The 25,639-nt window shown below is 65.9% G+C and carries 27 protein-coding genes and 1 tRNA gene; 11 read left to right on the top strand and 17 right to left on the bottom strand.

All coding sequences use genetic code 11. The features are described 5' to 3' along the window. Positions 1-11: 11 nt before the first annotated feature. Complete coding sequence (locus tag FB460_RS03970; RefSeq protein WP_142092778.1) at positions 12-872, top strand: NmrA family NAD(P)-binding protein; 861 nt, start codon at positions 12-14, stop codon at positions 870-872. A gap of 277 nt (positions 873-1,149) precedes the next feature. Here the strand turns inward: FB460_RS03970 and FB460_RS03975 are convergent, their stop codons facing one another. The 3 genes from FB460_RS03975 to FB460_RS13145 form a co-directional block, all read right to left on the bottom strand. After that, positions 1,150-1,857, bottom strand: a complete 708-nt coding sequence (locus FB460_RS03975; protein WP_142092779.1) for a CPBP family glutamic-type intramembrane protease — start codon at positions 1,855-1,857, stop codon at positions 1,150-1,152. Positions 1,858-2,707: 850 nt separating this feature from the next. After that, complete coding sequence (locus tag FB460_RS13140) at positions 2,708-3,040, bottom strand: GroES family chaperonin (protein ID WP_211345818.1); 333 nt, start codon at positions 3,038-3,040, stop codon at positions 2,708-2,710. Beyond that, positions 3,041-3,367 (bottom strand): DUF3618 domain-containing protein, encoded by a 327-nt coding sequence (locus tag FB460_RS13145; RefSeq protein WP_211345819.1) that lies wholly within the window; start codon positions 3,365-3,367, stop codon positions 3,041-3,043. A 157-nt stretch (positions 3,368-3,524) separates the two neighbouring features. On the opposite strand from FB460_RS13145, the gene bcp reads away from it, so the two are divergent. The 3 genes from bcp (at position 3,525) to FB460_RS03995 (ending at position 4,705) form a co-directional block, all read left to right on the top strand. After that, positions 3,525-4,022 carry a thioredoxin-dependent thiol peroxidase gene (gene bcp / locus FB460_RS03985; RefSeq protein ID WP_142092780.1) on the top strand — a complete coding sequence of 166 codons (498 nt, stop codon included), beginning with the start codon at positions 3,525-3,527 and terminating at the stop codon, positions 4,020-4,022. A gap of 90 nt (positions 4,023-4,112) precedes the next feature. Then, a tRNA-Leu gene (locus FB460_RS03990) sits at positions 4,113-4,195 on the top strand. Positions 4,196-4,219: 24 nt separating this feature from the next. Then, positions 4,220-4,705 carry a GNAT family N-acetyltransferase gene (locus FB460_RS03995; RefSeq protein WP_246044290.1) on the top strand — a complete coding sequence of 162 codons (486 nt, stop codon included), beginning with the start codon at positions 4,220-4,222 and terminating at the stop codon, positions 4,703-4,705. On the opposite strand, the gene FB460_RS04000 is transcribed toward FB460_RS03995, so the two are convergent. The 5 genes from FB460_RS04000 to FB460_RS04020 all read right to left on the bottom strand — a co-directional run bounded on the left by FB460_RS04000 (position 4,692) and on the right by FB460_RS04020 (position 7,959). Next, positions 4,692-5,186, bottom strand: coding sequence for a dihydrofolate reductase (locus FB460_RS04000; protein ID WP_142092782.1), 495 nt, complete (start codon positions 5,184-5,186; stop codon positions 4,692-4,694). The genes FB460_RS03995 and FB460_RS04000 overlap by 14 nt on opposite strands. Next, positions 5,183-5,977 carry a thymidylate synthase gene (locus FB460_RS04005; protein WP_142092783.1) on the bottom strand — a complete coding sequence of 265 codons (795 nt, stop codon included), beginning with the start codon at positions 5,975-5,977 and terminating at the stop codon, positions 5,183-5,185. The genes FB460_RS04000 and FB460_RS04005 overlap by 4 nt, the downstream gene beginning before the upstream one ends. Further along, positions 5,974-6,621: an RdgB/HAM1 family non-canonical purine NTP pyrophosphatase gene (gene rdgB / locus FB460_RS04010; protein WP_142092784.1), complete on the bottom strand. Its 648-nt coding sequence runs from the start codon at positions 6,619-6,621 to the stop codon at positions 5,974-5,976. The genes FB460_RS04005 and rdgB overlap by 4 nt, the downstream gene beginning before the upstream one ends. Continuing rightward, positions 6,567-7,298 (bottom strand): ribonuclease PH, encoded by a 732-nt coding sequence (gene rph / locus FB460_RS04015; protein ID WP_142092785.1) that lies wholly within the window; start codon positions 7,296-7,298, stop codon positions 6,567-6,569. Before rph ends, rdgB begins: the two co-directional genes overlap by 55 nt. A 61-nt stretch (positions 7,299-7,359) precedes the next feature. Then, entirely contained in the window at positions 7,360-7,959 is a 600-nt protein-coding gene (locus FB460_RS04020; protein WP_142092786.1) for a short chain dehydrogenase, read from the bottom strand. Positions 7,960-8,021: 62 nt separating this feature from the next. Between FB460_RS04020 and FB460_RS04025 the strand changes: the two genes are divergently transcribed. Beyond that, positions 8,022-8,915: a LysR family transcriptional regulator gene (locus FB460_RS04025; protein ID WP_142092787.1), complete on the top strand. Its 894-nt coding sequence runs from the start codon at positions 8,022-8,024 to the stop codon at positions 8,913-8,915. Here FB460_RS04025 and FB460_RS04030 read toward each other — a convergent pair. The 4 genes from FB460_RS04030 to clpS are packed head-to-tail and all read right to left on the bottom strand — an operon-like array spanning position 8,903 to position 11,565. Next, positions 8,903-9,736: an MBL fold metallo-hydrolase gene (locus FB460_RS04030; protein ID WP_246044232.1), complete on the bottom strand. Its 834-nt coding sequence runs from the start codon at positions 9,734-9,736 to the stop codon at positions 8,903-8,905. The genes FB460_RS04025 and FB460_RS04030 overlap by 13 nt on opposite strands. Further along, positions 9,733-10,560: a glutamate racemase gene (gene murI / locus FB460_RS04035; protein ID WP_142092788.1), complete on the bottom strand. Its 828-nt coding sequence runs from the start codon at positions 10,558-10,560 to the stop codon at positions 9,733-9,735. The genes FB460_RS04030 and murI overlap by 4 nt, the downstream gene beginning before the upstream one ends. A 34-nt stretch (positions 10,561-10,594) precedes the next feature. Next, on the bottom strand, positions 10,595-11,191 hold the full coding sequence (locus FB460_RS04040; protein ID WP_142092789.1) for a DUF2017 family protein: 597 nt from the start codon (positions 11,189-11,191) through the stop codon (positions 10,595-10,597). A gap of 20 nt (positions 11,192-11,211) precedes the next feature. Further along, positions 11,212-11,565 (bottom strand): ATP-dependent Clp protease adapter ClpS, encoded by a 354-nt coding sequence (gene clpS, locus FB460_RS04045; RefSeq protein ID WP_142092790.1) that lies wholly within the window; start codon positions 11,563-11,565, stop codon positions 11,212-11,214. Between the two features lie 81 nt (positions 11,566-11,646). On the opposite strand from clpS, the gene FB460_RS04050 reads away from it, so the two are divergent. Next, positions 11,647-12,972 carry a nicotinate phosphoribosyltransferase gene (locus FB460_RS04050; protein ID WP_142092791.1) on the top strand — a complete coding sequence of 442 codons (1,326 nt, stop codon included), beginning with the start codon at positions 11,647-11,649 and terminating at the stop codon, positions 12,970-12,972. Positions 12,973-12,982: 10 nt separating this feature from the next. Here FB460_RS04050 and FB460_RS04055 read toward each other — a convergent pair whose 3' ends face one another. Genes FB460_RS04055 through FB460_RS04070 form a run of 4 tightly spaced genes read right to left on the bottom strand, consistent with a single transcriptional unit; the run spans position 12,983 to position 17,729 of the window. After that, positions 12,983-13,972 (bottom strand): DUF368 domain-containing protein, encoded by a 990-nt coding sequence (locus FB460_RS04055; protein WP_211345820.1) that lies wholly within the window; start codon positions 13,970-13,972, stop codon positions 12,983-12,985. 49 nt (positions 13,973-14,021) lie between these two features. Continuing rightward, entirely contained in the window at positions 14,022-16,169 is a 2,148-nt protein-coding gene (malQ, locus tag FB460_RS04060; protein WP_211345821.1) for a 4-alpha-glucanotransferase, read from the bottom strand. A 37-nt stretch (positions 16,170-16,206) separates the two neighbouring features. After that, on the bottom strand, positions 16,207-17,058 hold the full coding sequence (locus FB460_RS04065; RefSeq protein ID WP_142092793.1) for an RDD family protein: 852 nt from the start codon (positions 17,056-17,058) through the stop codon (positions 16,207-16,209). Next, entirely contained in the window at positions 17,055-17,729 is a 675-nt protein-coding gene (locus FB460_RS04070) for an MBL fold metallo-hydrolase (RefSeq protein WP_142092794.1), read from the bottom strand. Before FB460_RS04070 ends, FB460_RS04065 begins: the two co-directional genes overlap by 4 nt. A gap of 59 nt (positions 17,730-17,788) precedes the next feature. Between FB460_RS04070 and FB460_RS04075 the strand changes: the two genes are divergently transcribed. From FB460_RS04075 to FB460_RS04085, 3 genes are all read left to right on the top strand, one after another. Beyond that, a complete protein-coding gene (locus tag FB460_RS04075; protein ID WP_170209936.1) occupies positions 17,789-19,066 on the top strand; it encodes a serine/threonine-protein kinase in 1,278 nt (425 codons plus the stop codon). Positions 19,067-19,236: 170 nt separating this feature from the next. Then, entirely contained in the window at positions 19,237-19,860 is a 624-nt protein-coding gene (locus tag FB460_RS04080) for a hypothetical protein (protein WP_142092796.1), read from the top strand. A 16-nt stretch (positions 19,861-19,876) separates the two neighbouring features. Next, on the top strand, positions 19,877-20,722 hold the full coding sequence (locus FB460_RS04085; protein ID WP_142092797.1) for a tetratricopeptide repeat protein: 846 nt from the start codon (positions 19,877-19,879) through the stop codon (positions 20,720-20,722). A gap of 30 nt (positions 20,723-20,752) precedes the next feature. Here the strand turns inward: FB460_RS04085 and FB460_RS04090 are convergent, their stop codons facing one another. Further along, a complete protein-coding gene (locus tag FB460_RS04090; protein WP_425466957.1) occupies positions 20,753-22,552 on the bottom strand; it encodes a DEAD/DEAH box helicase in 1,800 nt (599 codons plus the stop codon). A gap of 178 nt (positions 22,553-22,730) precedes the next feature. Here FB460_RS04090 and FB460_RS04095 point away from each other — a divergent pair, with 178 nt between their 5' ends. Both FB460_RS04095 and FB460_RS04100 read left to right on the top strand, forming a co-directional pair. Further along, positions 22,731-24,455, top strand: coding sequence for a GDSL-type esterase/lipase family protein (locus FB460_RS04095; RefSeq protein WP_170209937.1), 1,725 nt, complete (start codon positions 22,731-22,733; stop codon positions 24,453-24,455). Positions 24,456-24,480: 25 nt separating this feature from the next. Beyond that, positions 24,481-25,623 (top strand): GDSL-type esterase/lipase family protein, encoded by a 1,143-nt coding sequence (locus FB460_RS04100; protein ID WP_142092800.1) that lies wholly within the window; start codon positions 24,481-24,483, stop codon positions 25,621-25,623. Positions 25,624-25,639: the final 16 nt, after the last annotated feature.

The raw sequence follows: 25,639 nt of genomic DNA on the forward strand, positions 1-25,639 counted from the left end.
CTAATCGTCTCATGACCTACATCGTTCATGGCGCCACCGGCGCACAAGGCTCACCTGTCCTCTCATCCCTCGCAGCTCGCGGCGCCTCCCCCATCGCAGCGGTCCGCACCCCCGATACCCTTCCAGCAGGAACCGCATCGGTGGCGGTCGACCTGTCCGACGCCGACGCGCTCACTGGTATCTACCGCGGTGCTAAGGGCGTGTTCATCCACCTGCCGATGGGCGCTCCTGCCGACACCAAGGCACAAGCTGCCGCGATCGCCACGGCCGTAACCACTGCACGCCCAGACCGTGTGGTGATCTCCACGAGCGGCCAGATCATCGACCAGCCCGGCTCCCCGCTGCAGGCCCCCGACAACAGCCCCCTCATGACACTCATCCGAGAGGTGACCGCGGCCGGAGTGTCGACAGCGGTCGTCGCCCCCCGCCTGTACCTGGAGAACCTACTCCTCCCGGTGATCGCGGGCCCCGCCCGGGAGGAGGGTGTGCTCCGTTACCCCCTGCCCGAGACGTTCCCCGTCTCCTGGAGCTCCCACCTCGATGTCGCTGCGACGGTCGCCCACCTCCTCACGGACCCGACCATCACCGGGAACGTTGCCGTGGGGCACCTCCCCGCGCTCACCGGTCCCGATCTCGCGTCGGCCTTCACCTCCCACCTCGGACGGGACGTGCACTTCGAGGCCATCACACCGGACGCCTTCGGTGAACTCATCACCCCCCTGTTCGGCCCGGCCGCCGCGCCTGTGATCGCGCTCTACCAGGCACTCAACACTCAGGACGGGAACGTCATCGCCGAGGCAAACAGCGCGCAGAAGCTCCTGGGACTTTCCCCGCGACCGATCACCCAGTGGCTGAGCGAACTCGGAGTCTGAGTATTCACCAGGGCAGCCGAGCCCATGCCCCATTCCTGCTTGGACAGCGGATTCACCTCCGCAGCGTTTAATGCGAACCGGATGCCCGCCGGGGTGGATCGCATCCAACACCGCCAGGTGCCGCCCTCCATCGCTCACGAGCGATCCGGGATGGGCTACGCGGACATCTCATGGGTCGGGAAGCTGCCACTGATCTGCTCTCGCAGGATTCTCGATGGGAGCACATCGCCATTCGCTCGGGAACGATTCCGCAGGCAGGCGATGCAGAAGGGGCCCGTCACTGGCGGGCCCCTTCGCCTATCTGCCCACGCACCAGGCGCCGGGTGGTGAAGACGATGGCGATCACGATCCCGGTGCCCACCAGGCCCCATCGGACCGCGGTGGCTGCCGCTCCCAGCGCTTCTCCGGCGTCGCCGCCAAGGTAGGTGTAGAGGAGTCCTTCGAGGTTTCCGAAGTCGTTGTAGAGACCATGGGCGACGAGGAGGGCGAGGATCTGCTGGGTCGCGCGGTAGAGCACGACCATCATGGCGGCCCAGATCGCGAGGCCGGCGGCGATCGGGAGGCCATAGTCGACATGGAAGGCCAGGCGCATCACGATGCAGGCGAGGTAGACCATCAGCCAGCGATGGCCCGATGCACGGAGGAGGACGACGGGGACGAGCAGGACGCTTATCTCCTCCATCGTGCCAGCCACGACGCTGTAGACCGCGTACCGGATGCCGAGGCCGAGGGACCCATCCAGCCTCGAGCTGCGGGGCGTGTAGTCGCCCATGACACCGGCTTCCGCGAGGGACATCCCGATCGCGAAGGCCGTGGCGATGATCGCCATGATGACCGGGATCAGCACGACGGTGAGACGCGGCGGACGGCCTGCGATTGCGCGGAGCGGGAGCGGCGAGCCATACACCTCGCGGTGCTTGATCCTGACAACGAAGACTGCGGCGACGCCGAGAATGAGCCCCGCGACCTGCAGCAGCAGGAGCACGGCGATTCAGGCCGTCCGATCGCTCTCGCTCGGCACACCGGTTGAGGGCTCTACGCCCAGCCCGAGTACCGTCGACAAGGATCCCCAAGTCGGCGCCCCGTAGCCGATCACGAAGACGGCCACCACCACGAGCCAGGCGATGACGGGATGAAGCAACCGCGGCCGAACTCGCGTAGAACCATAGAGATTCGCGGCCGTCGGCCCCCCGCTGATCGTTTCCATGCGCCCCTCGACCCCTCCACCGCTTTCCTATAGTTGACCCTATCTATCGGAAAGAGACGGAGACGCCGATGCAGCTCACAGCGTCGACCGCCGCGGCGGCGATGGCGTCCTCCGGGTCGGGGGGGGAGTCCGCGGGCGCTCCACCGCGCCCGATGGGCGAAGGCCTCCCCGAAGGAGCGCGAGGTGCTGGCCGCCATGGCGGAGCTCGGCGGCGCCGAGGTGGCACGCTCCAGCCTCGCCCAGACGCTCGACGTGGAGTCGAGCGCGCTCAGCACCCCCAGGCAGTCCCTCCTGGACAAGGGGATCATCAGAAGCGATCCTGGAATGTGGTGTGGAGATCATCGACGTGAAGAATGTCGGCCTCGACGACTCCCCGCTTGACCGCGCTCCTCGCGATCTCCACGATGCAAACACACTCTTCACATGCAGCGCCGTCAAGTCTTCCTTGACGCCTTGCCTCGTCTCGGAGCGCTCTTCCAAGCACTGCGGGGAGGTGGTCATATGAGACACGAGTCCCGCTGAACAGCGCCCGGGGCACGAAACATCTCGGTGGAACCCCACGCACCGAAGTCGGTGCCCAAGCCTCCACTGAAACGCAGACGCTCCGGAAAGGAGCCACGCCGCAGCGTCACAGGTAGAGGCCAGTGTGCCCTTCGGACAGACGTTCGGCTGCGACGGCGTGGATGTCACGTTCTCGCAGCAATACGTAGCTGCGCGAGTGCAGTTCCACCTCGGCGCGGTCTTCGGGGTCGAAGAGCACACGGTCCCCGACCTTCACCACCCGAACCGATGATCCGATCGACACGACCTCGGCCCATGCGAGCCTGCGCCCCATGGTGACCGTCGCGGGAATGAGGATGCCGCCACCACTGCGGCGTTCACCGGCGTCATTCTCCAGATCGACAAGCACCCGATCATGGAGCATCCGGATGGGCAGCCCGCCCTCGTCGGGGTCGGCCATTCAGCGCTTCCGTACCTTGCCGACCACCACGCGCGTGCCGATCGCCAGTGTTGCGACACCGACCACGACGCCAGCGATCAACGCGATCCGGTCCATGCGCACCGAACCGTCCTCGTGGACGAACTGTGCCTTGGCGTCCTCGGCCGCACCACGGGCGAACTGTTTGGCCTTCTCGACGTCGGTCTTCAGCTCGTCGGTCTTGCGCTTCTTGATCGCCTGAGGGTGGATCTCATCGACCAGGCCCTCCAGGTTGGCCGCGAGCCGCACGCGGGCTGAGTTGATATCGGCCTCAATCTGCGCCTTGCTGCGCGAGTCCTTCTCGGCCACCCTGAGCCTCCTAAGTCGACGCGGTGCCATACATTACGGGAAGTCACCCTATCCAAGCCGAATGCGAGCAACCACACCACACCCCGCGATGTGGACCACCCCGGTTTCGCACCCCAGGCACCCCCGCGTACCTTGGGCGCATAGTCAAGGAGGAACGATGACCGACACCACACGTCTCGCTGTGGGCGATGCCGCCCCCGCATTCACCCTGCCCGATGCCGACGGCAAGGACGTCTCGTTGTCCGATTTCGCCGGTGAACGCGTCGTGGTCTATTTCTACCCCGCCGCGATGACGCCGGGCTGCACCACGCAGGCGATCGACTTCACCGCCGCCTTCAACGCCTTTCGTGAAGCCGGCATCAACGTGGTCGGCATCTCCCCCGACAAGCCCGAGAAACTCGGCCGGTTCCGGGACAAGGAGTCGCTGAGCTTCCCGTTGCTCTCCGACATCGAAAAGTCCACACTCACCGCCTACGCCGCCTACGGCGTCAAAAAGCTCTACGGCAAAGAGGTCGAAGGGGTCATCCGCTCCACCTTCGTGGTGGACGTGGACGCCGACGGAAACGGGACGATCTCGGTCGCTCAGTACAACGTGCGCGCCAAGGGACACGTGGATCGCCTGCGACGCGAGCTCGACATCGCCGATGAGGACTGACCACCCTTTGGGTCGAAAACAATCCAAGAACAATCAGGGTCCGGGCCGAAGCCGGATCCCCTAGACTGACACCACTGGCCGAAGAGCCGGGCCGAAGTGGTGGAACTGGTAGACACGCAGGATTTAGGTTCCTGTGCGCACAGCGTGTGAGGGTTCGACTCCCTTCTTCGGCACACAGCACGAGAAAGTTGAGGATTGTGGAAATCTACGAGACACGCGAGTCTGAAGCAATCAAGACCGCCGCGCGGATCTGGGCGCACGCCACCGCGAAGCGCGACGAGATCGAGCCCACCGACGCCAGCTATGACGACGCCATTCCGCTCATCCATGACGTGCTCGACTTCTCCGACCGGTCTTACCTGCTGGCCCTCCGCGACAATGACGAGATGCTCGTCTTCGCGGCCCTGCAGCCCGTCGGCGACCCCGATGCCACCCTCGCCGAACTCCGCTACCTGGGCGTCGCCCCGGGGCACTGGGGTTCGGGATGGGCACGCCGCCTACTGGTCGCTCTCCCCGACACCCTGCGCGCCCATGGCTTCGACGAGGTCGAACTGTGGGTGTACGCCGACAACATCCGCGCCATCTTCGTCTACGAGGCCATGGGGTGGCAGGCCACCAAGGACACCCGCAAGCACAAGGTCACCGGACGTACCGAGCAGCGGTACCGCCTCAAGCTGACCTGAGCCGGTACGTCACCCAGGAGAAACCGTCACGCGCTTCGCGGGCGGTTTCTTCCCATTCCCGGGGGTCTATCTTCGGGAAATACGTGTCCCCGTCGAACTCGGCATGCACCTCGGTGATCTCGAGCTCCTCGGTACGACTCCACGCCGCCCGATAAATCTGCCCGCCCCCGAAAACCCACACCGGACGCCCCGTCTGCACCGCAGCGTCCAGAGCCGCGTCGACGTCATCGAAGACCTGCACACGCTCACCGAACTCGGCCACGGTGCTCTGCCATCCAGGATTGCGCGTCACCACGAACGACAATCGGCCCGGCAGAGGCTTCCCGATCGCCTCGAAGGTGCGTCGGCCCATCACCAACACCCCATCGGCGGTCAGCCGCTTCAACCGCGCGAAATCCTCACGGTGGCTCCACGGCTGATCACCATCGGCACCGATGACGCCGTTCTCCGCCACCGCCGCGATCGCCCGGATCGGCGTCATACCGCCACCGGAGCCTTGATGGCCGGCTGGGGATCGTAGCCCTCGACGCGGATGTCATCCAGCGTGAACGCGTCGATCTCGGTCACCTCGGGGTTGACCCACAGCGTCGGCAGCGAACCGATCGGACGGGACAGCTGCGTCGCCACCTGCTCAAAATGGTTGCTGTAGATGTGGGCGTCACCGAAGGTGTGCACGAAGTCACCCACCTTCAGACCGGTCACCTGCGCGACCAGATGCGTCAGCAGCGCATACGAGGCGATGTTGAACGGCACGCCCAGGAACAGGTCCGCAGACCGCTGATACAGCTGGCACGACAGCCGCCCCTCGGCCACGTAGAACTGGAACATCGTGTGGCACGGTGGCAGGGCCATCGAGTCCACGTCGGCGACATTCCACGCCGAGACGATGTGCCTACGCGAATCCGGGTTCGTGCGGATCTGTTCGATGACGCGGCTCAGCTGGTCGATGTGGCGGCCATCGGGTGTCGGCCACGAGCGCCACTGCACTCCGTAGATCGGGCCGAGGTCGCCGTTCTCATCGGCCCATTCATCCCAGATCGTCACCTTGTTCTCGTGCAGCCAGGCGATGTTCGAGTCACCGCGGAGGAACCACAACAACTCGGCGAACACCGATCGCGTATGGACCTTCTTGGTGGTCAGCAGAGGGAACCCCTCGGTGAGGTCGAACCGCAACTGATGGCCGAACGAACTCACCGTGCCGGTACCGGTCCGATCCTGTTTCGCGACGCCGTTCTCGCGCACGTGGGCGAGCAGGTCGAGATATTGCTTCATCGTTCCAACTTCTCCAGCAACTCGGGAATGATGGCCCGCAGCGCCTGACCACGGTGGCTGATGGCGTCCTTCTCCTCCGGACTCATCTGCGCCGAGGTGCGACGCTCCCCCTGCGGCACGAAGATCGGATCGTACCCAAACCCATGGTCGCCCTCGGGCTCGAACGCGAGGTGCCCGGGCATGGTGCCACTGCGCACGATCTCGGTGCCATCGGGGAAGACCGCGGCCACGACGCAGGCGAAGTGCGCGCCACGTCGATCCACCCCCACATCAAAGAGCTGGTGCAGCAACAGCTCCAGGTTCGAGCGGTCGGTGGCGTCCGAACCCGCCCACCGTGCCGAACGCACCCCCGGCATCCCGTTGAGGACATCCACCGACAGGCCCGAATCGTCGGCCACGGTCGGCAGCCCCGACGCCCGGCATCCTGCGCGGGCCTTGATCAGGGCATTCCCCTCGAACGTGTCGGCGGTCTCCGGCGGCGCGGTCCATTCCGGCACGTCATGGGTTCCGACCACCTCGACCCCCGGCAGCAGACGCCGCAGCTCGGTGATCTTGCCGCGGTTGCCCGACGCGATGAAGACCTTCGGGCTCACTGCTTCGGCTCCGCGAGCACCTGCTTCTGCATCTCGGTGAGCCTGGAGCATCCCACCTCACCAAGATCGAGCAGATCGTTCAGCAGCGAACGGTCGAACGGCTCCTGCTCGGCAGTTCCCTGCACCTCGATGAAGCGTCCATCACCGCTCATGACGATGTTCATGTCGGTGTCGGCCGAGGAATCCTCGGTGTAGCAGAGGTCCAGCATCGGTGTGCCACCGACCAGCCCGACAGAGACCGCCGACACCGAATCGGTCAGCGGCTCACCATCGAGCAGATTTCGTTCACGCAACCACGACACGGCATCGGCCATGGCGACGTAGGCACCGGTGATCGCCGCGGTACGCGTGCCGCCATCGGCCTGCAGGACATCGCAGTCCACCATGATCGTGTTCTCCCCGAGCGCCTGATGATCGACCACCGCGCGCAGGCTGCGTCCCACCAATCGGCTGATCTCATGGGTGCGCCCACCGAGCTTGCCCTTGACCGATTCACGCTGGCTGCGGTCATGCGTCGCACGCGGAAGCATGGCGTACTCGGCGGTCACCCAGCCGAGTCCCGAGCCCTTGCGCCACCTGGGCACCCCCTCGGTCACCGACGCGGCCACCAGCACGCGGGTGCGGCCGAAACTGACCAGCACCGATCCCTCGGCGTGATCCAACCACCCCCGTGTGATCGTCACGTCTCGGAGTTCATCCAGGGCTCGTCCGTCGCTGCGCGTCGTCATGTGCTCCAACTTAGCCCCTCCACGACGATGATGGTTGGAGCCCGCACTCACCCCGCAGAACTCAAGGGAGTTCGATGACTTTCCCGGTGTTCCCACCCTCGACGCACTTGCGAAAGGCTCTGGCGATGTCGGCAGCATCCACCGGCGGAAAACCGGGGAACGAGGCGTCGAACGCGTGCAGACTTTCCGTCAGGACTGATGGACTGACCACATTGATGCGCTGCGGGGCGATTTCGATGGCGGCCGCTCGGACGAACGCCTCGACAGCCCCGTTGACCGTGGCCGCCGCAGTTCCAGTCATGACAGGATCCCTGGAGGGAATTCCGCTGATGAGGGCAAAAGACCCGTCGGGAGCGACATTGTCAACTCCCATACGCACGAGGTTGATCTGCGCCAACGCCTTACGATTCCACGCATCGGCGAAGTCAGCTGTCGTCAACTTCTCGAAGGGCGCGAACGGTACTTCTCCGGCTGCGCAGACAACAGCATCGGTACGACCGACGGAGCGCCACATGGCTTCCAACTGCACATCGTCTGCCATGTCACACCTGATGTCTCCCCGAGTGCGTCCCACCGTTGTCACCGAGTGCCCGAGAGCTCGGAAGTGCTCGGTGACGGCTGTGCCGATGGTGCCGTGTGCTCCAACAATCAAGATCTCCATATCGACGACGCTAGGCATCGAGTCATCCGAAGAGAAATACTCATCAGTCATACGTTGGATGTATGACTGGGCGCACTGACGTGGAACTTCGCCATCTGCGAGCAATCGTTGCCGTTGCCGATTCCGAAACGTTCACGACAGCTGCGGCACGCCTCAGGACCACTCAACCAACGCTGTCCCGAACCATCGCGCAGCTGGAAGCGATCCTCGGAACCCGATTGGTGGCTCGTACCACCAGATCGGTCACGCTCACCCGCAACGGCCAGCGACTCGTCGATCATGCCCGCACAATGCTGGATGCACTGGATGAGGCCCTGTCCTCTCTTGAGAGCGTGTCCACTCCACCGCTGCGCATCGGAGCGGCTTGGGCCGGGTTCGGCCCCGACACAGTGCCCCTCATCCATGAATGGCGACAGACGCAGGAGCAGGTCATAGACATCGTCCACGTACCGGATCCGGTACGAGAGCTGCATCGTGGTGCGATCGACGCGGCGGTGATTCGTGAAGCGCCTTCCCGCAGGCACAGCGCCGATGGGCTGCAGCGCCGTCGGCTGACTTCGGAGCGGCTTGTCGCGGCCATGTCGGCCCACGATCAACGAGCCACAGAGCCCGAAGTCACGCTCCGGTCCCTCATGTCGACGACGATCGCGTTGTGCACAACATCGTCGACCATCACCGAACGAATGTTGCACGATCACGGCGACACGCCGCGGACCATCACTGTCGGCGGAACCGAGGAATGGCTCACACTGATCGCACTCGGCGACGTGGTCGGTATCACGTCCGAAAGCACCACCCACAACCACCAGAGCCCAGATGTGGCGTTTCGCCCCATCGCGGATGCGCCCCTGGTCGAGGTTTCATTGGTCTCTCCCGTCGAGCGTCCCCACCCGGCGCTCGGCCCCTTCGAGGCTTTCGCGCACACCTACTTCAGCCGGCAGGATCACACGATCTGACCGAGATGGTGGACACGTTCCTGCGCTGCAGCCGTCACCGGCCCGTCGAACTCCGCGCGGGCCTCCAGCACAGCGGCATCCACGTCGCCCCACGGTGGTACATGCGTCACCACCAGGCGTCCGACACCCGCCTCGGCGGCCATGCGTCCGGCCTGGCGTCCGCTCAGATGGAGCCCCGTGGGCAGACCGGGATGATCCGGGAACGACGCCTCGGCCAACAACAGGTCTGCCCCGCGCGCCAGTTCGGTGACCTCGGCGGATTCTCCAGTGTCGGCGGTGTACACCAACGAGCGCCCCGCGTGTTCGATGCGGATCGCGAACGTCTGGGTGGGATGTGCCGTGGGTGCTGTGCGCACGAGGCAGTCCCCCAGCCGCACCGTCTCGCGCCAGGGGTGGAAGTCGAAGGCCCACTCGGGGTCCGCGGGCGGTCCCGGATCAGGATCCTCGGCACGGGCCAGACGCTCGGCAGCATGCGCCGGTGCGTACACCGGGATCCGCGGCCAAGGTGCAGTGGTGGAGTACTTCGCGGCGACATCGGCGGCCAACAGGTCCAGACAGTGGTCGGCGTGCAGGTGCGAGATCAGGAAGGCCGTGATCCGACGCGGATCCACCGCAGCCCACAGGGCCCCGAAAGCACCGGGGCCGAGGTCGAGCACGAGCGTCGACTCCGGGGTGGTGACCAAGTAACAACTCGCCGGTTCATGCGGTCCACTCGCCGAACCCGAGGCGCCGAGCACCTGGAGTCGCATGCCCGTCTCGGGATTGATCGCGGCGTCGGGGCCGATCGCGATGTCGGGTTCGGTCGCGATTTCGGGGCTCATGGCGTCCCGATGCCGGTGAACTGCCCGGCGTCACCGACCCAACCGCCGGAGAGACGGCGGCCGACGCCGGTGAAATGTTCGGTGTTGCCGGTGGTGATGAACTCATGTGTGCCCTCACGGGGCTCACTGCGCAGCATTCCGAGCTGCATGAGCCGGTGGTAGGCCGAGATCGCGCATTCCTCGGAGCTGGAAACCAGATTCACACGGTCCCCGAGCACATACGAGATGACGCCCGTCAGCAGCGGATAGTGCGTGCAACCCAGGATCAGGGTGTCGATATCGGCCCGCTTGAGGGGTTCGAGATACTCCACAGCACAATCCAGCAACTCCGGCCCGGTGGTGACGCCCTCCTCCACGAACGGCACGAAGCGCGGGCAGGCCTGCGTTGTGAGCTGCACATGCGGGGCGGCGATGAAGGCGTCCTGATAGGCCCCTGAGTTCGCGGTCGCGGTGGTGCAGATGACTCCGACGCGGCCGCTGCCGGTGGTGGCGACAGCACGCCGCACCGCGGGAAGCACCACCTCGATCACCGGCACCGAGTAACGCTCCCGGGCATCGTGCAGGGTCGCCGCCGACGCCGAGTTGCACGCGATCACCAGCGCTTTGACGCCCCGCTCCACCAGATGGTCGAGGCACTCCAGGCTGTATTCACGCACCTGCGCGATGGGGCGGTCACCGTAGGGCGTCCGCGCGGTGTCGCCGAAATAGATGATGTCCTCCCCCGGCAACTGGTCCACCACCGAACGGGCCACCGTGAGCCCGCCGAATCCGGAATCGAAGATGCCGATCGGGGCGTCCACATCACCTTCACCCGATGCGGTCATGACCCGATCTCCACACGGTCAGATCTCCACACGATCAATCTCCCAGCACGATCAACTGCGTCTGCAGTTCGGCCAACGCATCCATCACCGCCGCCATCATCCAGCGCGGATCGCCCTCCTCGAGTTCGAAGAGCTGTTCGGCGTCCTCCCCCGTCTCGATCCCCAGCCGCGAGGCCAGCACCAGACGCAGAGCATTGAGCGTGCGCAGCCACAGCTCCACATCGGCGTCGGGGATCACCGTGGCGTCCTCCTCGTACTGCGCGGCTGGATCGGTCAGATGCGCCAGCACACGTTCGGCGTCGGTGATCTTTCGGCGACGCTGGTCGGGTTCGGAGAAGCGGCGATGCTCCGCGGCCGCCTCGGCGTCGTCGGGGTACGGGTTGGGGAACAGACGCCGCAGCGCCGGATCCTCATGCTCGGGCATCGGTTCGGTCGCGTCACCGAACTCGGCCTCCCACGCCTGGAACGGGTCGAAGGGGTTCTCCGTGGGCGGCTCGGCAGCATCAGGCACGCCATCCTCGGAACGCAGCAGATCCACCAGTTGCTGCGTGAGGGATTCCAACAACTCCCACCAGTCCTCGGGCACCTGCAGCAGGAAGCCACCGGGTACACGCACGAAACCGCGTCTCATACGATCCTCACTCGGCTCGGTCACTCGGAACGGTCCAGGGTGGCCCACAGGCCGAACCCGTGCATCGCGTTGACGTCACGTTCCATCTCTTCACGACTCCCCGACGCCACCACGGCCTTGCCCTCGTTGTGCACCTGCAGCATGAGCCTCTCGGCCTTGGCCCGAGGGTATTTGAAGTAGGTGACGAACACGTGCGTCACATACACCTGCGTGTTCACCGGGTCATCCCACACGATCGTGACCCATGGCGTGTTGGCCACGGGGTTGTCGGCCGGCCGTTCCGCCACAGCAGTCCCCCCGGCGGGGTCGGCACCACCGGCGTCGGTGGTGCACAGGATCCGGGCACGGTGCAGTGAATCGGTGACCTCGGGCATGGGTGACATTGTGGCACGAGGGCCAGACTTCAGGCGGACGTGGCGCTGTGCGCCACGGGCCATGGCCAGTAGTGTTCCGGTGTGACCACATCGTTGCTGACCGATCACTACGAGCTCACGATGGTGCAGGCAGCACTCGCCGCCGGCACCGCGAACCGCCGCAGCGTCTTCGAGCTCTTCCCCCGACGCCTGCCCGAAGGGCGCCGATACGGCGTGGTGGCCGGCGTCGGCCGTGCGTTGGAGGCCCTGAAGGACTTCCGTTTCGACGAATCGGACGTGGAGTTCCTCGCCCGCACCGGCGTCGTGGACGATGCCACGGCCACCTGGCTGGCCGACTACCGGTTCACCGGCGACATCCAGGGCTATCCCGAAGGTGAGGTCTATTTCCCCGGAGCACCGCTGATGGTGGTCGAGGGGTCCTTCGCCGAAGCGGTGATCCTCGAGACGCTGCTGTTGTCGATCTACAACCATGATTCGGCGATCGCCTCGGCCGCATCCCGTATGACCCTGATGGCGCAGGGGCGTCCATGTGCGGAGATGGGCTCGCGTCGCACGCAGGAGGAAGCGGCCGTGGCCGCAGCACGCGCCGCCTGGATCGCCGGTTTCGACGCCACCTCCAACCTCGCCGCCGGACAGCGCTGGGGCATCCCGACCATGGGAACGGCCGCGCACTCGTTCACGCTGCTGCATGACTCCGAGGAGGAGGCGTTCGGTGCCCAGCTCGCGTCACTGGGCACCGACACCACACTCCTCGTCGACACCTACGACGTCACCGAAGCGGTGAAGACCGCCGTGGAACTCACCGACGGCAAACTCGGTGGCGTCCGTCTGGATTCGGGCGACCTGCTCACCGTGGCCCGTGAGGTCCGTGACCTGCTGGATGATCTGGGAGCCACCGAAACACGGATCACCGTGACCAACGACCTGGATGAATGGCAGATCGCCGCCCTGTCCGGATCACCGGTGGACTCCTACGGTGTGGGCACCAACCTCGTCACCGGCTCGGGTCACCCCACCTGTGGTTTCGTGTACAAGCTCGTCTCCCGTGAGGACAGCAACGACCCCAGCATCCAGGTTCCGGTGGCCAAGAGGTCACGCAACAAGGTGTCCATCGGTGGACGCAAGTTCGCTCTGCGTCGCCTCGACCAGCGGGGTGTTGCCCAAGCTGAGGTGATCGGCGTCGGCAACCCGCCCCGAGGCGATTGGAACGACCGTCCCCTGATGGTGGATCTGGTCAGGGACGGCGAGATCGTGGGCACCGAACCCATCGCCGACGCCCGCGAACGCCACCTTCGCGCACGCCGCGAGTTGCCGCCCTCGGCCCGCCGGATGTCACGCGGCGAGCCCGCGGTGCCGACGATCTACCTGGAGGCGGACGGGGAGGAATTCGACCCGCTGGCCGAGTGACCTCCAGAGCTCAGGCGGCCTCGGTCTGCTCTGTGTTCTGGGGCTTGGCGGACATCTTGCGGTCCACCAGGACCATCGCCACCACGACGACGGCGCCCAGAAGGGTCAGCCCAAAGACCGGCAGGGCGTCGGCGCCCGGCGCGAGGAGCTCACGGCTGGGGCCCTGCCAGGGCCACAGAGCCCGCAGTGATCCCAACATCAGCCCGGCCATCACGAGCATCACCTTGGTGTGCATGTTGTGCAGCAACCAGTGCAGGGCCTTGACGAACACGGCCAGCCCCGTGAAAGCACCGGCCATGAACACCAGCAGGTAGACGATATTGCGGTCGTCCACCGCCCCGGTGGTCGCGGCATAGATGCCGATGGTCAACAGGAAGAACGAACCGGAGACGCCGGGGAGCACGAGCGCACAGATCGCGACGGCTGCGGCGAAGAACACCAGCACCAATGACGGATCGTTGTTCACCGGCGCGCCACCCAGGCCGGTGAGGAAGAAGAAGACGGCCGCGACCACCAGCAGCAACAGCGCCGCGCCGATCCGCTTGCCGGTGGACGCCAGATCCTTGCGATCGATCAGCAGCAGGGGGACGGCCACCGAGGCGAGCACCATTCCGAGGAACAGCCCCCGTGCCTTGCTCGGATGATTCGTGACGAAGCCCTCCATGACGCCGGCCAGGGTGAACACCAGGCCCACCATGCCGATGAGCAGTGGAATGATCAGGCCCCATTCGGCGCGTTTGACCTCACGCCACCACGTGCCGCGGTCAGGCCCCACCACCAGACGCTTGACGCCGGTCAACACATGGTTGGCCGAATCGATCAGTCGCTCGTAGACGCCGACGATCAGCGCGATCGTGCCGCCGGAGATGCCCGGGACGAGCTCGGCGAGCCCGATGAGCCCGCCTCGGATCACGTTGGCGATCACCGAACCGGGCGTCACCGATTGTTTGGGTGCGTCCTGAATGTTGTCGTCATGTGCATACTGCGAGCTGTCGGTCACAAGAGGTGATCCTACGGTTCAGCACAAGGCGAACCGGCCATCAACGCGCTCAGAGTTCGGCGAACACCTGCATGAGTCGGGCCGCCCGCTCGCTGGTGAACACCGCTTCCAGCGGCAGGGGCGCGCCGTCGGCCCCGGTCAGCGGCACGCGCCAGTTCGGATACTCGTCGGTGGTTCCCGGCTGATTCTGTGCCCGCACATCGCCCACTGCGTCGGTGAGTGCCACGTTCAGCAGACGGGCCGGGGTGCGTTCGAGGAACCGGTGCAGCGCGATGATGATCTGCTCGATCTCCTGCGGTGTCGGGTCGATCTCCGCTGGCACGTCCGCCGCCAGCAGGTCACTTCGGTGGAGGACTTCGATCCACTGCTGACGCTCTGCCCGGGCGGCCTCCATCTCCTGGTCGAGATCGTCGAGAAGGCCCAGACGATGACGCAGACGCACGTGTTCGCCATCCAGATACCCGGCGGTGGGAGGCAGGTCGTGCGTCGTGACCGAGGCCAAACAGTCGGTGCGCCACTGCTCGGGCGACAGCGGAACGTCGGCGTCCCAGTCCTTCTCGAACCACAGGATGGAGGTGCCAAGCAGACCGCGATCGATGAGCACGTCCCGCACCCAGGGCTCGACGGTGCCCAGATCTTCACCGACCACCACGGCACCGGCACGATGCGCCTCCAGACACAGGACGCCGATCATGGCTTCGTGGTCGTAGCGCACGTAGGTGCCCTCGACGGGAGTGTTCCCCTCGGGAACCCACCACAGCCGGAAGAGACCGATGATGTGATCGACGCGCACCCCACCGGAGTGACGCAGCACCGAGCGCACCATGTCGCGGAACGGCGCGTAACCGAGTTCCTCCAGACGATCTGGCCGGAAGGGCGGCTGGCTCCAGTCCTGGCCCAGCCGGGTGTACTGATCCGGCGGCGCTCCCACGGTGACACCCTCGGCGTACACATCGCGCAGAGCCCACGCGTCGGCACCTTGGGGGTTCACTCCGACGGCGAGGTCGTGCATGAGCCCCAGCCGCATGCCGGCGTCCTTCGCAGCGTCCTGTGCGGTGCGCGCCTGTTCGTCGAGACACCACTGCAACCAGCAGTGGAAGTCCACATCAGCGCGGCGTTCCTCGATGAACCGGGTCACGTCGGGACCGGTGGCGTCCTGATACTGCTGTGGCCAAGCGTGCCAGGCCGGGCCGAATTCCTCGGCCAGCACATTCCAGGCGGCGAAGCGCTCCAGCCCCTCCCCCTGCTGGGCACGCCAGGCGTCGAACGCGAACTGACGCCCGGGCGTCCGGCCGTGCTCGAACACCGACCGCAGCGCGGCGCGCTTGACCGGCCAGATCCGATCCCGGGCGATCTCATCGAGCTCATCCAGGGACTGTGCAAGGAGCTGCTGGGCGCTGCGGATGCGCGCCTGCGTCTCGGGTGCGAGTTCGGCGAACTCGATGATGCGTTCGATCCGCAGATAGATGGGGTTCTTGAAGCGACGGCTCGTGGGCAGATAGGGCGAGGGCTCCATGGGAACGGTCGGTTCGGCCGCATGGAGCGGGTTGACGAGCAAATAGTCGGCACCGTGCGTCGCCGACCACACACCCAGGTCGGCGAGATCGGTCAGGTCACCGATCCCCCACGACCCCTGGGACCGCACCGAGTAAAGCTGGGTGGCGTACCCCCAGGCCCGGTCATCGCCCAGCGCCTCGGGCACACCGAGCCGGGCCGGAGTCACGATCAGGTGCCCCATTGCGAGAACCGGATCGCCCGCTGGTTGCGGCGATTCGGCATGGATCAGGTGATAACCGAACGGCATACCTGCGGGGAGCTCGAAGGATGCCTCACCCACGCGGGCACCGTCGATGGTGCGGTCCGCTTCGAAGTTGTCGATCTGGCGGAGCGCGAAGGAACGGCCCTGCTCGGTCTGCACCGAGACGTGCACCGGCGTTCCCGCGGGAACGTGGACCCGGAGCTCGGCCGCGTGGTCGGCACGCATCACGGTGGTGGGCGGCAGCATGCGGCGCCACGGTTTGCTGCGGGTCTCCTCCAACGCGGTCTCCACAGCGGCTTCGTCGGAGGCGTCGACGCCGAGCGCGGCGAGCACCGCACGGAGTGTGCTTGGTTCGATCCGGGCGTGATTCCCGGTCCAGTCGGTGAAGTCGGTGGCGACTCCGTGAGCGGCGGCGAGTTCGGCCAGGCGATCGGACACGGGTTTCCCTTTCGATCGGTTCAACGCACCGGATGAGTCAACGCGTCTGACGCGTCGAGTCCATCATGCCCTGTGGATGCTGGGCACCCTGCTTGACGTTGACCACCTGGGTACCGGCCACTTTGTCGTGCAGTGACTGGCGTCGTTTGTCCCACAGGGGCCACAGCAGGTCCAGCAGCAGCACCAGCCACACGAGCACTGAGAAGCGGGCCAGTATCTGGTAGACGAGTGCCCGAACGAAGCTGCGTCCCCACGCAAGCCCTTGGATCTGGGTGCCACGATCGACGGGGACCACCCGCAGTCCGAGCATGAGCTTGCCTGGAGTGGCGCTCAACGCGGCGTGGAAGATCGTGAAGAACAGGACGCCCACAGCCAGATACAGCGCGATCTGCACATAGAAGTCTCGGGTCAGGATGATCGAGAGGGCATGCATGGCGTCAAAGGCCTCCGGATTCGAGAGGCTCTCGAACACATAGGCCTGATACCGCTGGGCCGCGGCTTCGAGGCGCACGTCTGCACCGGTCGCGCGCTGGATGGAGCCCACCACGAGGAGACCCAGGAACCACAGGAGCACAGCATCGATGATCGCCGCCCCTGCGCGCACTCCCCACGAAGCCAGCGGCACACCGTCAGCAGTGGTGGGCACCGACGTGCCGGTCGACGTGCCGCCGGTGTTGCCGATGTTGCCGGGGGAATAGGCCGCAGGCTGACCGGGCGGCGCTCCCACGGGCCCTGCCGAACCGACCGCGGGGCGTGTGCTGCGGTTCCACTGCCACCCATCCCAATAGCGTTCGCGGGAGGGATCACTCGGGTCGGGGTACCAGCCAAGTGGTGCAGCGTGCCGCCCCGGGGGCACCGGTGGGCTACCCACCGGAATGTCGTCGCTCATGCCTCTCCTGTCGCATCGGAACCGGTCAGGGCCGGTTCCCACGGTTGGCCGTCACGCAGATCGTGCATCATCGTGGACGTCATATCGCCATAACGGCCGAACGGCAACCTCCAGCCGCGCTCGTTCAACAGCCCCTCATGGATACCGAAACCAAGGGGTGCGTCCAGATCACGCAAGAAGTCGATGTGTTCCTTCATCGCGGCCCAAGGCCCCATCATCGGTACCGCAACCACATCGATACCGGCAGGGACCGCATCGAGGCTGTCTCCGGGGTGGAAGAAGGTCGGTTCCCCCTCGGCGGTGACGACGAGCCCGACATTGCCGACGCGCGGGATGTCCTTGTGGATGACGGCGTGAAGGCCACCCACCGCATCGATGCGGACGCCCCCGAGCTCGACGCTCGCATCGGCCGCGAGGCGCTGCACATGTGCAGGCAGCTCGTAGGTGTCCACCACGCTGGGCTCCACATGCACCTCGGCCTCAGGGTTGGCGTCGATGAGCGCACCGATGTTGTCCGGGTCGATGTGGTCGGGGTGGAGGTGGGTGACGCAGATGGCGTCGAGCCCTTCGAGCCCGTGCCAGCCGTCGGAGAAGTTGCCGGGATCGAACAGGATCCGGCGGTCTGCGACGTCGACGAGCACCGCTGCATGGCCCAAATGTGTGATCCGCATGTATCGAGCCTACGAGGTGCCTCCAGCACCGTGGCCGCAGATCGGACACAATGGGCGCGATGGAACAGATCGGGCGGTATCGGGTGGAACGGCGGATCGGCGCCGGTTCCTTCGCGACCGTCTGGTTGGCCACCGCGCCGTCCACCGGCCGCGCCGTGGCAGTCAAGGTGTTGGCGGAGAACTGGACCGACGACACCGACGTGCGCCACCGCTTCCTCAACGAGGCCCGCATCATGCGCGGCATCCAGAACCCACGGGTCGTCGGCGTCCACGACATCGGTACGCACGGCCAGCAGCCCTATTTCGTCATGGATTACTGCGACGCGGGCTCACTTCAGAAGGTGCGCAGCACCTCCATGCACCCCGGCGCGAAACTGCGTCTGTGCGCCGACGCCTGCCGCGCTGTCGCCGTGCTGCACTCCCATCACGTGGTCCACCGCGACGTGACACCGAGCAACCTGCTGCTCCACAAGGGCTCGGGAAACCATCTGGAGGTCCGACTCGCCGACCTGGGAGTCGCCAAGGACCTCAGGGAACGCGCCGGGCAGACGATGGCCGCCGGTACGCCCGCGTTCATGGCTCCGGAACAGGCACGTGGAGACGCGTCGATCGGCCCCCACTGCGATGTGTACTCGTTGGCCGCCATGACGTACACGGTGTTGTCGTCACGCGTGCCGTTTCCGCGTCAGACGATGCTGCAACTCGTACAGCGCCCCGAACATGTGCGTCCCGGGCCGATCGCCGAATCCATCGGGGCACCCGCCGAACTGGATTCCCTGCTCAACGCGGGCCTCAGCATCGATCCGCAGAACCGCCCGCCCGACGCGACCACCTTGGCCGACGCCTTGGACGCCATGGCCACGCAGATGGGCACCCCCGCCGGGCCGGTGCCGGCGTCGGCACGCACCACGCGTCCCCACCGCAGCGAGATCACCCCCGTGGTGCCCCTGCGACGTGACCGTCTGGCCGGGCTCCTCGATTCTCCGCCCTCACCGACCGCGCCACCGGCGCAAGCAGCCGGCTCCGGATGGAGCACCTCCCCACAGGCGGGAACGATGCATGCCGCTCCCCCGGGCTCACGTGGACCGGCGGCGCTGCGGCCCTCCGAATTCACCGAAGCGGCCTTTCTTCCCTCGGCGCCGGTGCCGGCACAGGGGCCGGAACAGACGGTCGCGCCCACCACCGGCAGCGCCCCCTCCGGCTGGGAGTTGACACCCGACGCATCGACGTCCGGTCGTGAGCCCTTCCCCCGCTGGCTCATCATCCTGTGGGCGAGCATCGGCGGTCTGACGCTGCTCGCCATCGTGCTCGCGATCTACATCGCGGTCACCCAGTGACGTGCGCAACCCCGTGGACTTGCACTGACCGGGCATCGTTCACGGCAAGGCCCTGACCACTTGGGCCACGCGAGCCCTCGGCACGCTTGCCACAGGCATGAAAGCCGGAATGTTCCGCTGTTGTGCGCAGAGCCCGGACAAAAGCCCCAACCGTGTGTCACCTTGGCCCGGTGCCACCGAACACCAAGGTGATCAAGGGAGCCTCCGGGTTCATCGTCAAACACTGCGGGCAGTTCTTCCGCGTCCCCAGAAAACTCATCAAACACGGCGACACCGCCGACGACGTCGCACGACGCCTCGCCAACAGCGGCCGCGGCCTGGACCAACTCAAGAAGCTCAAGAGCCCCCGCAGGCACCTCCTGGGCCCAACACCAGGGAAACTCGACCCCACCGGCCAACACGTCTGGCGCCGCATGGCCCGCAACGGCGACCTCGTCGACGGCGACGGCCTCCCCTTGGACCTCGACGACTTCGGTGGCCGCGACTCACTCCGCGACCTCACCAAGCAGGACCTCAAACGAATCTACGTAATGGGCGAAGACGGGCCCATCCAACTGAAGAAATGCGACATGGGTCACATCGAAGGTGCGGTGGAATTCTGGATCGACCGAGGCCACCGCATGAGCCCCGACGCACGCAAACAATGGATGCTCGACCTCGAACCCCCACCCCCGGGCAAGAACTACCAATTCACCCCCAGCAGCCTGAACCGCTCCGCCGGCGGCCGCAACCCCCACCGCTACCGTGACGTCGACCCCACCGTCCATGCTGCCGACGTTCCCGGCTGGCCCTGACCAACAAGGAGATCCCATGACCCCCGACGAATTCCTCAAGAGCATGAAAGCAGCCCGCAAAGACCTGGAAGCTGCCGAGGACGCCCGGGACACCGCCACCCTGACCACGATGTACCAACACATCCGCGCCGCCATGCCCCCCGACCTCCCCAAAATCAACTTCCAAGCCATCTCATACACCGCCGTCACACGCCTCCTCGAAGCCGAAGCCTGGGACGAAGCAGCCCACTGGCTGGTCAAGTTCGAACAGGGCTACGGGCCCGACTTCTACGACGTCGAGTTCGCCCACGCCGTCCTCGAATGGCACACCGGCAACCCCACCCACGGCAAAACCCTCCTCCAACAGGTCTACCGCACCCACGGAACCCTCCCCTTCCGCGGCTTCGAACGCTACCTCGCCATCGCCCGCGACAACGCCAACGCCCTCCCACCCCACACCGACACCGACGACACCCTCGACATCGACCACCCCCTCATCCAAGACCTCACCAACCGCATCAACACCGCCATGGACAACGAGCACTACACCGACGCCATCGAACTGTGCCGCCAAGCCCTCCACCACCTCGACGACCCCGCCACCACCGACGGCCCCATGTGGTTCCTCGCCACCGCCGGCGAGGCCTACTTCGCCCAAGGCGACTACCAACGCGCCCACGACGCCTTCGACGCCGCCCACCGCGCCCAAGGCGGCCACACCAACCCCCTGGTCCTCCTACGCCTGGGCGAATGCCACATCGAACACGGCAACACCGACACCGGCATCGAACACCTCATCGCCGCCCACATCGCCGACCCCACAGCCCTCGAACACGCCGAACCCCACCACCTCGAACCCCTCCACCAACGCGGACTCCCCTGACCACACAACAGGCGGCGGTGGCACGATGGGTCATTTCCTTCCGGTGACCGCCCACTTGCGGATGAGGTCGATCCGCTGTTGGAGGGTGTCCTCGTCGGCGGCTGCGCTGGGAGGTCCACCGGTGGCCGAGCGCAGTTCATTGTGGATGACACCGTGGGGCTGGTCGGTGCGGTGATGCCATGCCCCCACCAGGGAGTTGAGCTCCTTGCGCATCGCTCGCAGACGTTGATGCGTGGCCTGGCTCCTGGCCGGCCCGGCCGCGTCCCCCTCGGCCTGGGCGCGTTCCTCGGCCCGTGACAGATGCTGGGCCTGGCGTCGCTGCAGGAGATCACGCACCTGCTCGGGTTCGAGCAGCCCCGGCAGCCCGAGATAATCCCGCTCCTCCTCGGAGCCGGCCATCGCCTGCAGCCCGAACTCGCCGCCGTCGTAGAGGATCTTCTCGAAGTCGGCCTCAGAGGCCAGCGCGGTGAACTCTCCCTCTTCGGGGTCGACGTCCTCGGTGCTCTGGGTCCGCTCGGCCAGTTCCAGTAGCTGGGCCTCGTCGGCGTCCTTGGGCGCCTTCAGCACATGGTCACGAGTCTCCTCCATGGCGGACGCATGCTGCAGCAACCGGCTGACGCTCGGCACGAACACCGATGCGGTCTCCCCCTTGCTCCGGGCACGCACGAAACGACCCACCGCCTGGGCGAAGAACAATGGTGTCAACGTGTTGGTGGCGTAGACCCCCACCGACAGGCGCGGCACATCGACGCCCTCGGACACCATGCGCACAGCGACCATCCACCTGCTGGTTCCGGAGCTGAACTCCTCGATGCGCTCGCTCGAGCCCTCCTCGTCCGAGAGCACGACCGTCGGTTTCTCCCCGCACAGGTGCTCGAGCAGACGCGCGTAGGCCCGTGCCTTCTCCTGATCGGAGGCGATGACAAGCCCTCCGGCGTCGGCAATATGATTGCGCACCTCGGACAGCCGTGTGTCGGCCGCCTGCAGCACCTGGGGAATCCATGCACCGTTCGGGTCAAGTGCGGTACGCAGCGCCTGCGACTCCAGATCCTTGGTGAGGGGGGTCCCCAGCCGTGCCGCCACCTCGTCCCCCGCCCGCGTCCGCCAATGCATGTCGCCGGAATAGGCCATGAACAACACCGGACGGACGATGCCGTCGGCCAAGGCCTCGCCGTAACCGTAGGCGTAGTCCGCGGCCGAACGGGATCCCCCTCGGCCGTCGGGCTCGTAGCGCACGAAGGGAATCGGATTGGCGTCGGAGCGGAAAGGGGTACCGGTCAACGCCAGCCGACGCGTGGCCGGTTCGAACGCCTCCCGCACGCCCTCACCCCAGCTCAGGGCATCACCGGCGTGGTGAACCTCGTCGAGGATCACCAACGTCTTCGACTGTTCCACACGCACCCGCAGACCATTGGGGTTGGTGGCCACACCGGCATAGGTCAACGCGAAACCGTTGAACTCGGGCGCCAGAGCGCCCTGTTTGACGGTGTAGGTCGGGTCCAGCGAGATACCCACGCGGGAACCGGCGTTGGCCCATTGAGTCTTGAGATGCTCGGTGGGGGCCACCACCACGATCCGTTCCACCACGCGACGCTCCAACAGGTCGGCTGCGAGCGTCAGAGCGAAGGAGGTCTTGCCCGCGCCGGGCGTGGCGACGGTCAGGAAGTCCTTGGGCTCACGCGAGCGGTACTCGGCAAGGGCCGCGGCCTGCCAGGCACGCAGCGTCCGGACCGTCCCCCACGCAGCCTTCTGCGGGTACGCCGGGGAGAGTCCCTTGGCCCGCAGGTCAGGGACCGCACCTTGCTCGAAGAGATCGGGGGCCTCACTCACCGGGCCGATGGTAGCCGTTCGAGCAGGGCTCCGGTGCTGGCGCACGGATCGGAGGCGATGGAACAGCCCACTGCGACATGAACACAAGATGTTTGATCTCTCATGTTCGCTGTGTTTATATGACCGCATTCGACAGAATCGTCAATCCATCCTCGGACGAGCCACATGGGAGTGCACCATGCCCGACAACCCATCGCGTCTTCTGAAACTCCTTGCAGCCGTGGCCGCCACGATCATGACCGGCACCCTGGCCTCCCCGGCATTTGCTGCTCCCACCGTGTCCCCCACCCCGACACCGACCGTGGCCGAAACCCCATCCGCGGAAGAATCAGGAGCGGGGGAATCCGGAGCTGACCTGGATCCCGAGACCGACGACGGCCGGTACGACCCTCCCACCGAGGATGAGCTGGAACAGGCCCCCGATGCGACACCAGAACCGGTGGATCCCTCCGACATCCCTGTTGTGGACATCGAACCGCACGCGATCGCCCCGGCCTGCCCGAACGTGACGTTCGGAGTGGCCGGCGCATCATTCACCGATGGCTGGAACCCCGACGGCCGCATCTCCAACGATGGCGATGGCATCGAGGGCACCTATATGCACGAACGCAACGCGATCAGCACCTCGTGGGCGCACTACACCACACGCGATCCGTATCTCTTCCTCGATGGTGGCTGGGCCAAGGGCGGCAGCACGGTGGGTGATCTGGCGAACAAGATCCGCCCCCACATGTATCGCTCGGGCAGCTACGTGGTGATCTTCGCTGGAACCAACGACCAACTCCGGGGTGTCAGCGCCGAACGCTCGATGCAGCACATGGCCACCCTCGTCGAGAACACCGGCGTGGCCAAGAACCGCATCCTGCTGGTGACCCTTCCGCCGATCCGGCACCTGGAACAGCGCGTCATCACCTACAACGAACACCTCGCCGAGTTCGGACGCCGCAACGGCATCCGTGTGCTCGATGTGCACACGATGAACGCCAATGGAGCCCACTGGCGTGACGGACACACCTATGACGGCATCCACTTCAACCTTCCACAGGCGAAGGCCGTAGGCGATTCCATCGCCCACACCCTCAACGACATGACCGGTTGCGTCCGCAGCGACTTCGGCGCCGAAGCCGCTCGTGCGCAGCTGGGTGCAGCGCGGACCGGGATCCACGTGGGTCTGCGCGATCACGGCAAGTTCCAGCACTTCGACATCGGCTCGGTGTACGTCTCGAACGTGAGCCCCTCCACCTCGGTCCGCGGCGCGATCCGCGACGAGTGGGCGCGCATGGGCTGGGAGAACGGCTATCCCGGGTACCCGATCGAACCTGAACGGTGTGGTTTCGTGCGTGGTGGCTGCTACAGCGTCTTCGAGCGTTCCTCCATCTACTGGTCACCCGCCACCGGTGCGGTCGAGATCAACGGTGCCACCCGTGATCACTGGGGCCGGCTCGGCTGGGAGCGCGGATGGTTGGGCTACCCGACCCGCACCAAATACTGTGGCCTCATCCGCGGTGGATGCCTGCAGCGCTTCGAGGGCGGCGTCATGTACTGGACGAGCAGGACGGGCACGCACGCGGTCCGCGGCAAGATCTTCGAGCACTGGGGCACCTCCGGCTGGGAACGCGGCCATCTGGGCTACCCCACCACCGACGAACACTGCGGCCTCATCCGTGGCGGCTGCTTCACCCACTTCGAAGGTGGATCCATCTACTGGTCCCCCGGCACCGGCGCACACACCGTGAAGGGGCGCATCAAAGATGCCTGGGCCGCCGGTGGCTGGGAACGTGGACGTCTCGGCTACCCGGTCACAAGTGAGCGCTGCGACCGCGTGGGATGCACGCAGGAATTCCAGGGAGGACGTATGGTGTTTCGTTGGGACACCGGAAGGGCTGTCTCACATCACCGATGATCTTCCCAGCTGACCTGGAGTTTCCGTGAAACATGCCAAGCCCAGCAAGCGGGCGTTGATCGGGCGACGCCTTCTGCTCGTCGCCCTGCTGATCGGCATCCCCGTTTCCAGTGGGCTCGCACACTCACGAGCCGAAGCCGGGCTGAGCATGGGCGGCGAGGCCCCCGTACAGCAGGCAGAGGATCCGGGCGCACCGTTGCCTCGGAGGGGCTTGGTCGAGCACTGCCGTGTCACCTTCGGTGCCGTCGGCTCGTCCCACACCGACGGTGGCTACCCCGTCAGCGGCAAACGTGCCGACGACGGCGATGATGAGATCGGCACCTACCTCCATCACGACCACATGGTCGACACCTCGTGGGCCTACTACACAACACGCGACCCGTATGTTCACCTCGACGGCGGCTGGGCCTACGGCGGGAGCACCGTGGAACGTCTGGCTGACACGATCGAGCCCAGCATGTTCCACGAGGACAGTTACGCGGTGATTCTGGCCGGAACCGTCGACAACCTTCCCGGTTTCCTGTTCCCCCCGGAAAAGTCCATGGAGCACTATCCACGGATCGTGGAGAACACCGGTGTTGCCAAAGAGAACATCTTGATCGTCAACCTGCCTCCGGTGCGGCATCTCGAGCAGCGCGTCATCGACTACAACGAAGCACTCGAGGCCTATGCCGATAAAGAGGGGATCCGCGTCTTCGACCTGCACTCCCTGACCTCGAACGGCTACAACTGGCGCCCCGGCTATGACGCCGACGGCGCTCACTTCACCCCGGAGATCGCCTCCGTGATCGGGCAGGCCATCGCCGACACCCTCAGCGACATGTCCGGGTGCGTCGGCGATACGCACAGCCAGGTCGCGCAGCTCGCCGGCCTCGGGCCATCGACCAGCGATGTCACCTACGGCCTCGTCAACGGCGGCAAGGTGCAGGAGTTCACCGGTGGCGCGGTCTACAGTTCGACCCACACCGCTGCAGCCCCGATCCATGGCCGCATCAGGTCGACCTGGGAGACCCGAGGTGGCCCCGAGGGACCGTTCGGATATCCCCTTGATGCCGAGCGCTGCTTCGAATCCACCTGCACCCAGTACTTCCAGGGTGGACGCATCGTGCATGAGACCGTCAGCGGCCTCACCGTCCCCCACCCCTACAGCAGCGACACCATCAACTGACGCGACCCTCCTAGAA

The sequence above is a fragment of the Propioniferax innocua genome, from assembly GCF_006716235.1.
GTDB lineage: Bacteria > Actinomycetota > Actinomycetes > Propionibacteriales > Propionibacteriaceae > Propioniferax > Propioniferax innocua.

Coding starts and splice junctions, on each gene's coding strand:
- FB460_RS03970 (WP_142092778.1), top strand. CDS start 12: ATGACCTACATCGTTCATGGCGCCACCGGCGCACAAGGCTCACCTGTC.
- FB460_RS13140 (WP_211345818.1), bottom strand. CDS start 3,040: ATGGCCGACCCCGACGAGGGCGGGCTGCCCATCCGGATGCTCCATGAT.
- bcp (WP_142092780.1), top strand. CDS start 3,525: ATGACCGACACCACACGTCTCGCTGTGGGCGATGCCGCCCCCGCATTC.
- FB460_RS04000 (WP_142092782.1), bottom strand. CDS start 5,186: ATGACGCCGATCCGGGCGATCGCGGCGGTGGCGGAGAACGGCGTCATC.
- FB460_RS04005 (WP_142092783.1), bottom strand. CDS start 5,977: ATGAAGCAATATCTCGACCTGCTCGCCCACGTGCGCGAGAACGGCGTC.
- rdgB (WP_142092784.1), bottom strand. CDS start 6,621: ATGCTCCAGGCTCACCGAGATGCAGAAGCAGGTGCTCGCGGAGCCGAA.
- rph (WP_142092785.1), bottom strand. CDS start 7,298: ATGACGACGCGCAGCGACGGACGAGCCCTGGATGAACTCCGAGACGTG.
- FB460_RS04020 (WP_142092786.1), bottom strand. CDS start 7,959: ATGGAGATCTTGATTGTTGGAGCACACGGCACCATCGGCACAGCCGTC.
- FB460_RS04025 (WP_142092787.1), top strand. CDS start 8,022: ATGACTGGGCGCACTGACGTGGAACTTCGCCATCTGCGAGCAATCGTT.
- FB460_RS04030 (WP_246044232.1), bottom strand. CDS start 9,736: ATGAGCCCCGAAATCGCGACCGAACCCGACATCGCGATCGGCCCCGAC.
- murI (WP_142092788.1), bottom strand. CDS start 10,560: ATGACCGCATCGGGTGAAGGTGATGTGGACGCCCCGATCGGCATCTTC.
- FB460_RS04040 (WP_142092789.1), bottom strand. CDS start 11,191: ATGAGACGCGGTTTCGTGCGTGTACCCGGTGGCTTCCTGCTGCAGGTG.
- clpS (WP_142092790.1), bottom strand. CDS start 11,565: ATGCCCGAGGTCACCGATTCACTGCACCGTGCCCGGATCCTGTGCACC.
- FB460_RS04065 (WP_142092793.1), bottom strand. CDS start 17,058: ATGAGCGACGACATTCCGGTGGGTAGCCCACCGGTGCCCCCGGGGCGG.
- FB460_RS04070 (WP_142092794.1), bottom strand. CDS start 17,729: ATGCGGATCACACATTTGGGCCATGCAGCGGTGCTCGTCGACGTCGCA.
- FB460_RS04075 (WP_170209936.1), top strand. CDS start 17,789: ATGGAACAGATCGGGCGGTATCGGGTGGAACGGCGGATCGGCGCCGGT.
- FB460_RS04085 (WP_142092797.1), top strand. CDS start 19,877: ATGACCCCCGACGAATTCCTCAAGAGCATGAAAGCAGCCCGCAAAGAC.
- FB460_RS04095 (WP_170209937.1), top strand. CDS start 22,731: ATGCCCGACAACCCATCGCGTCTTCTGAAACTCCTTGCAGCCGTGGCC.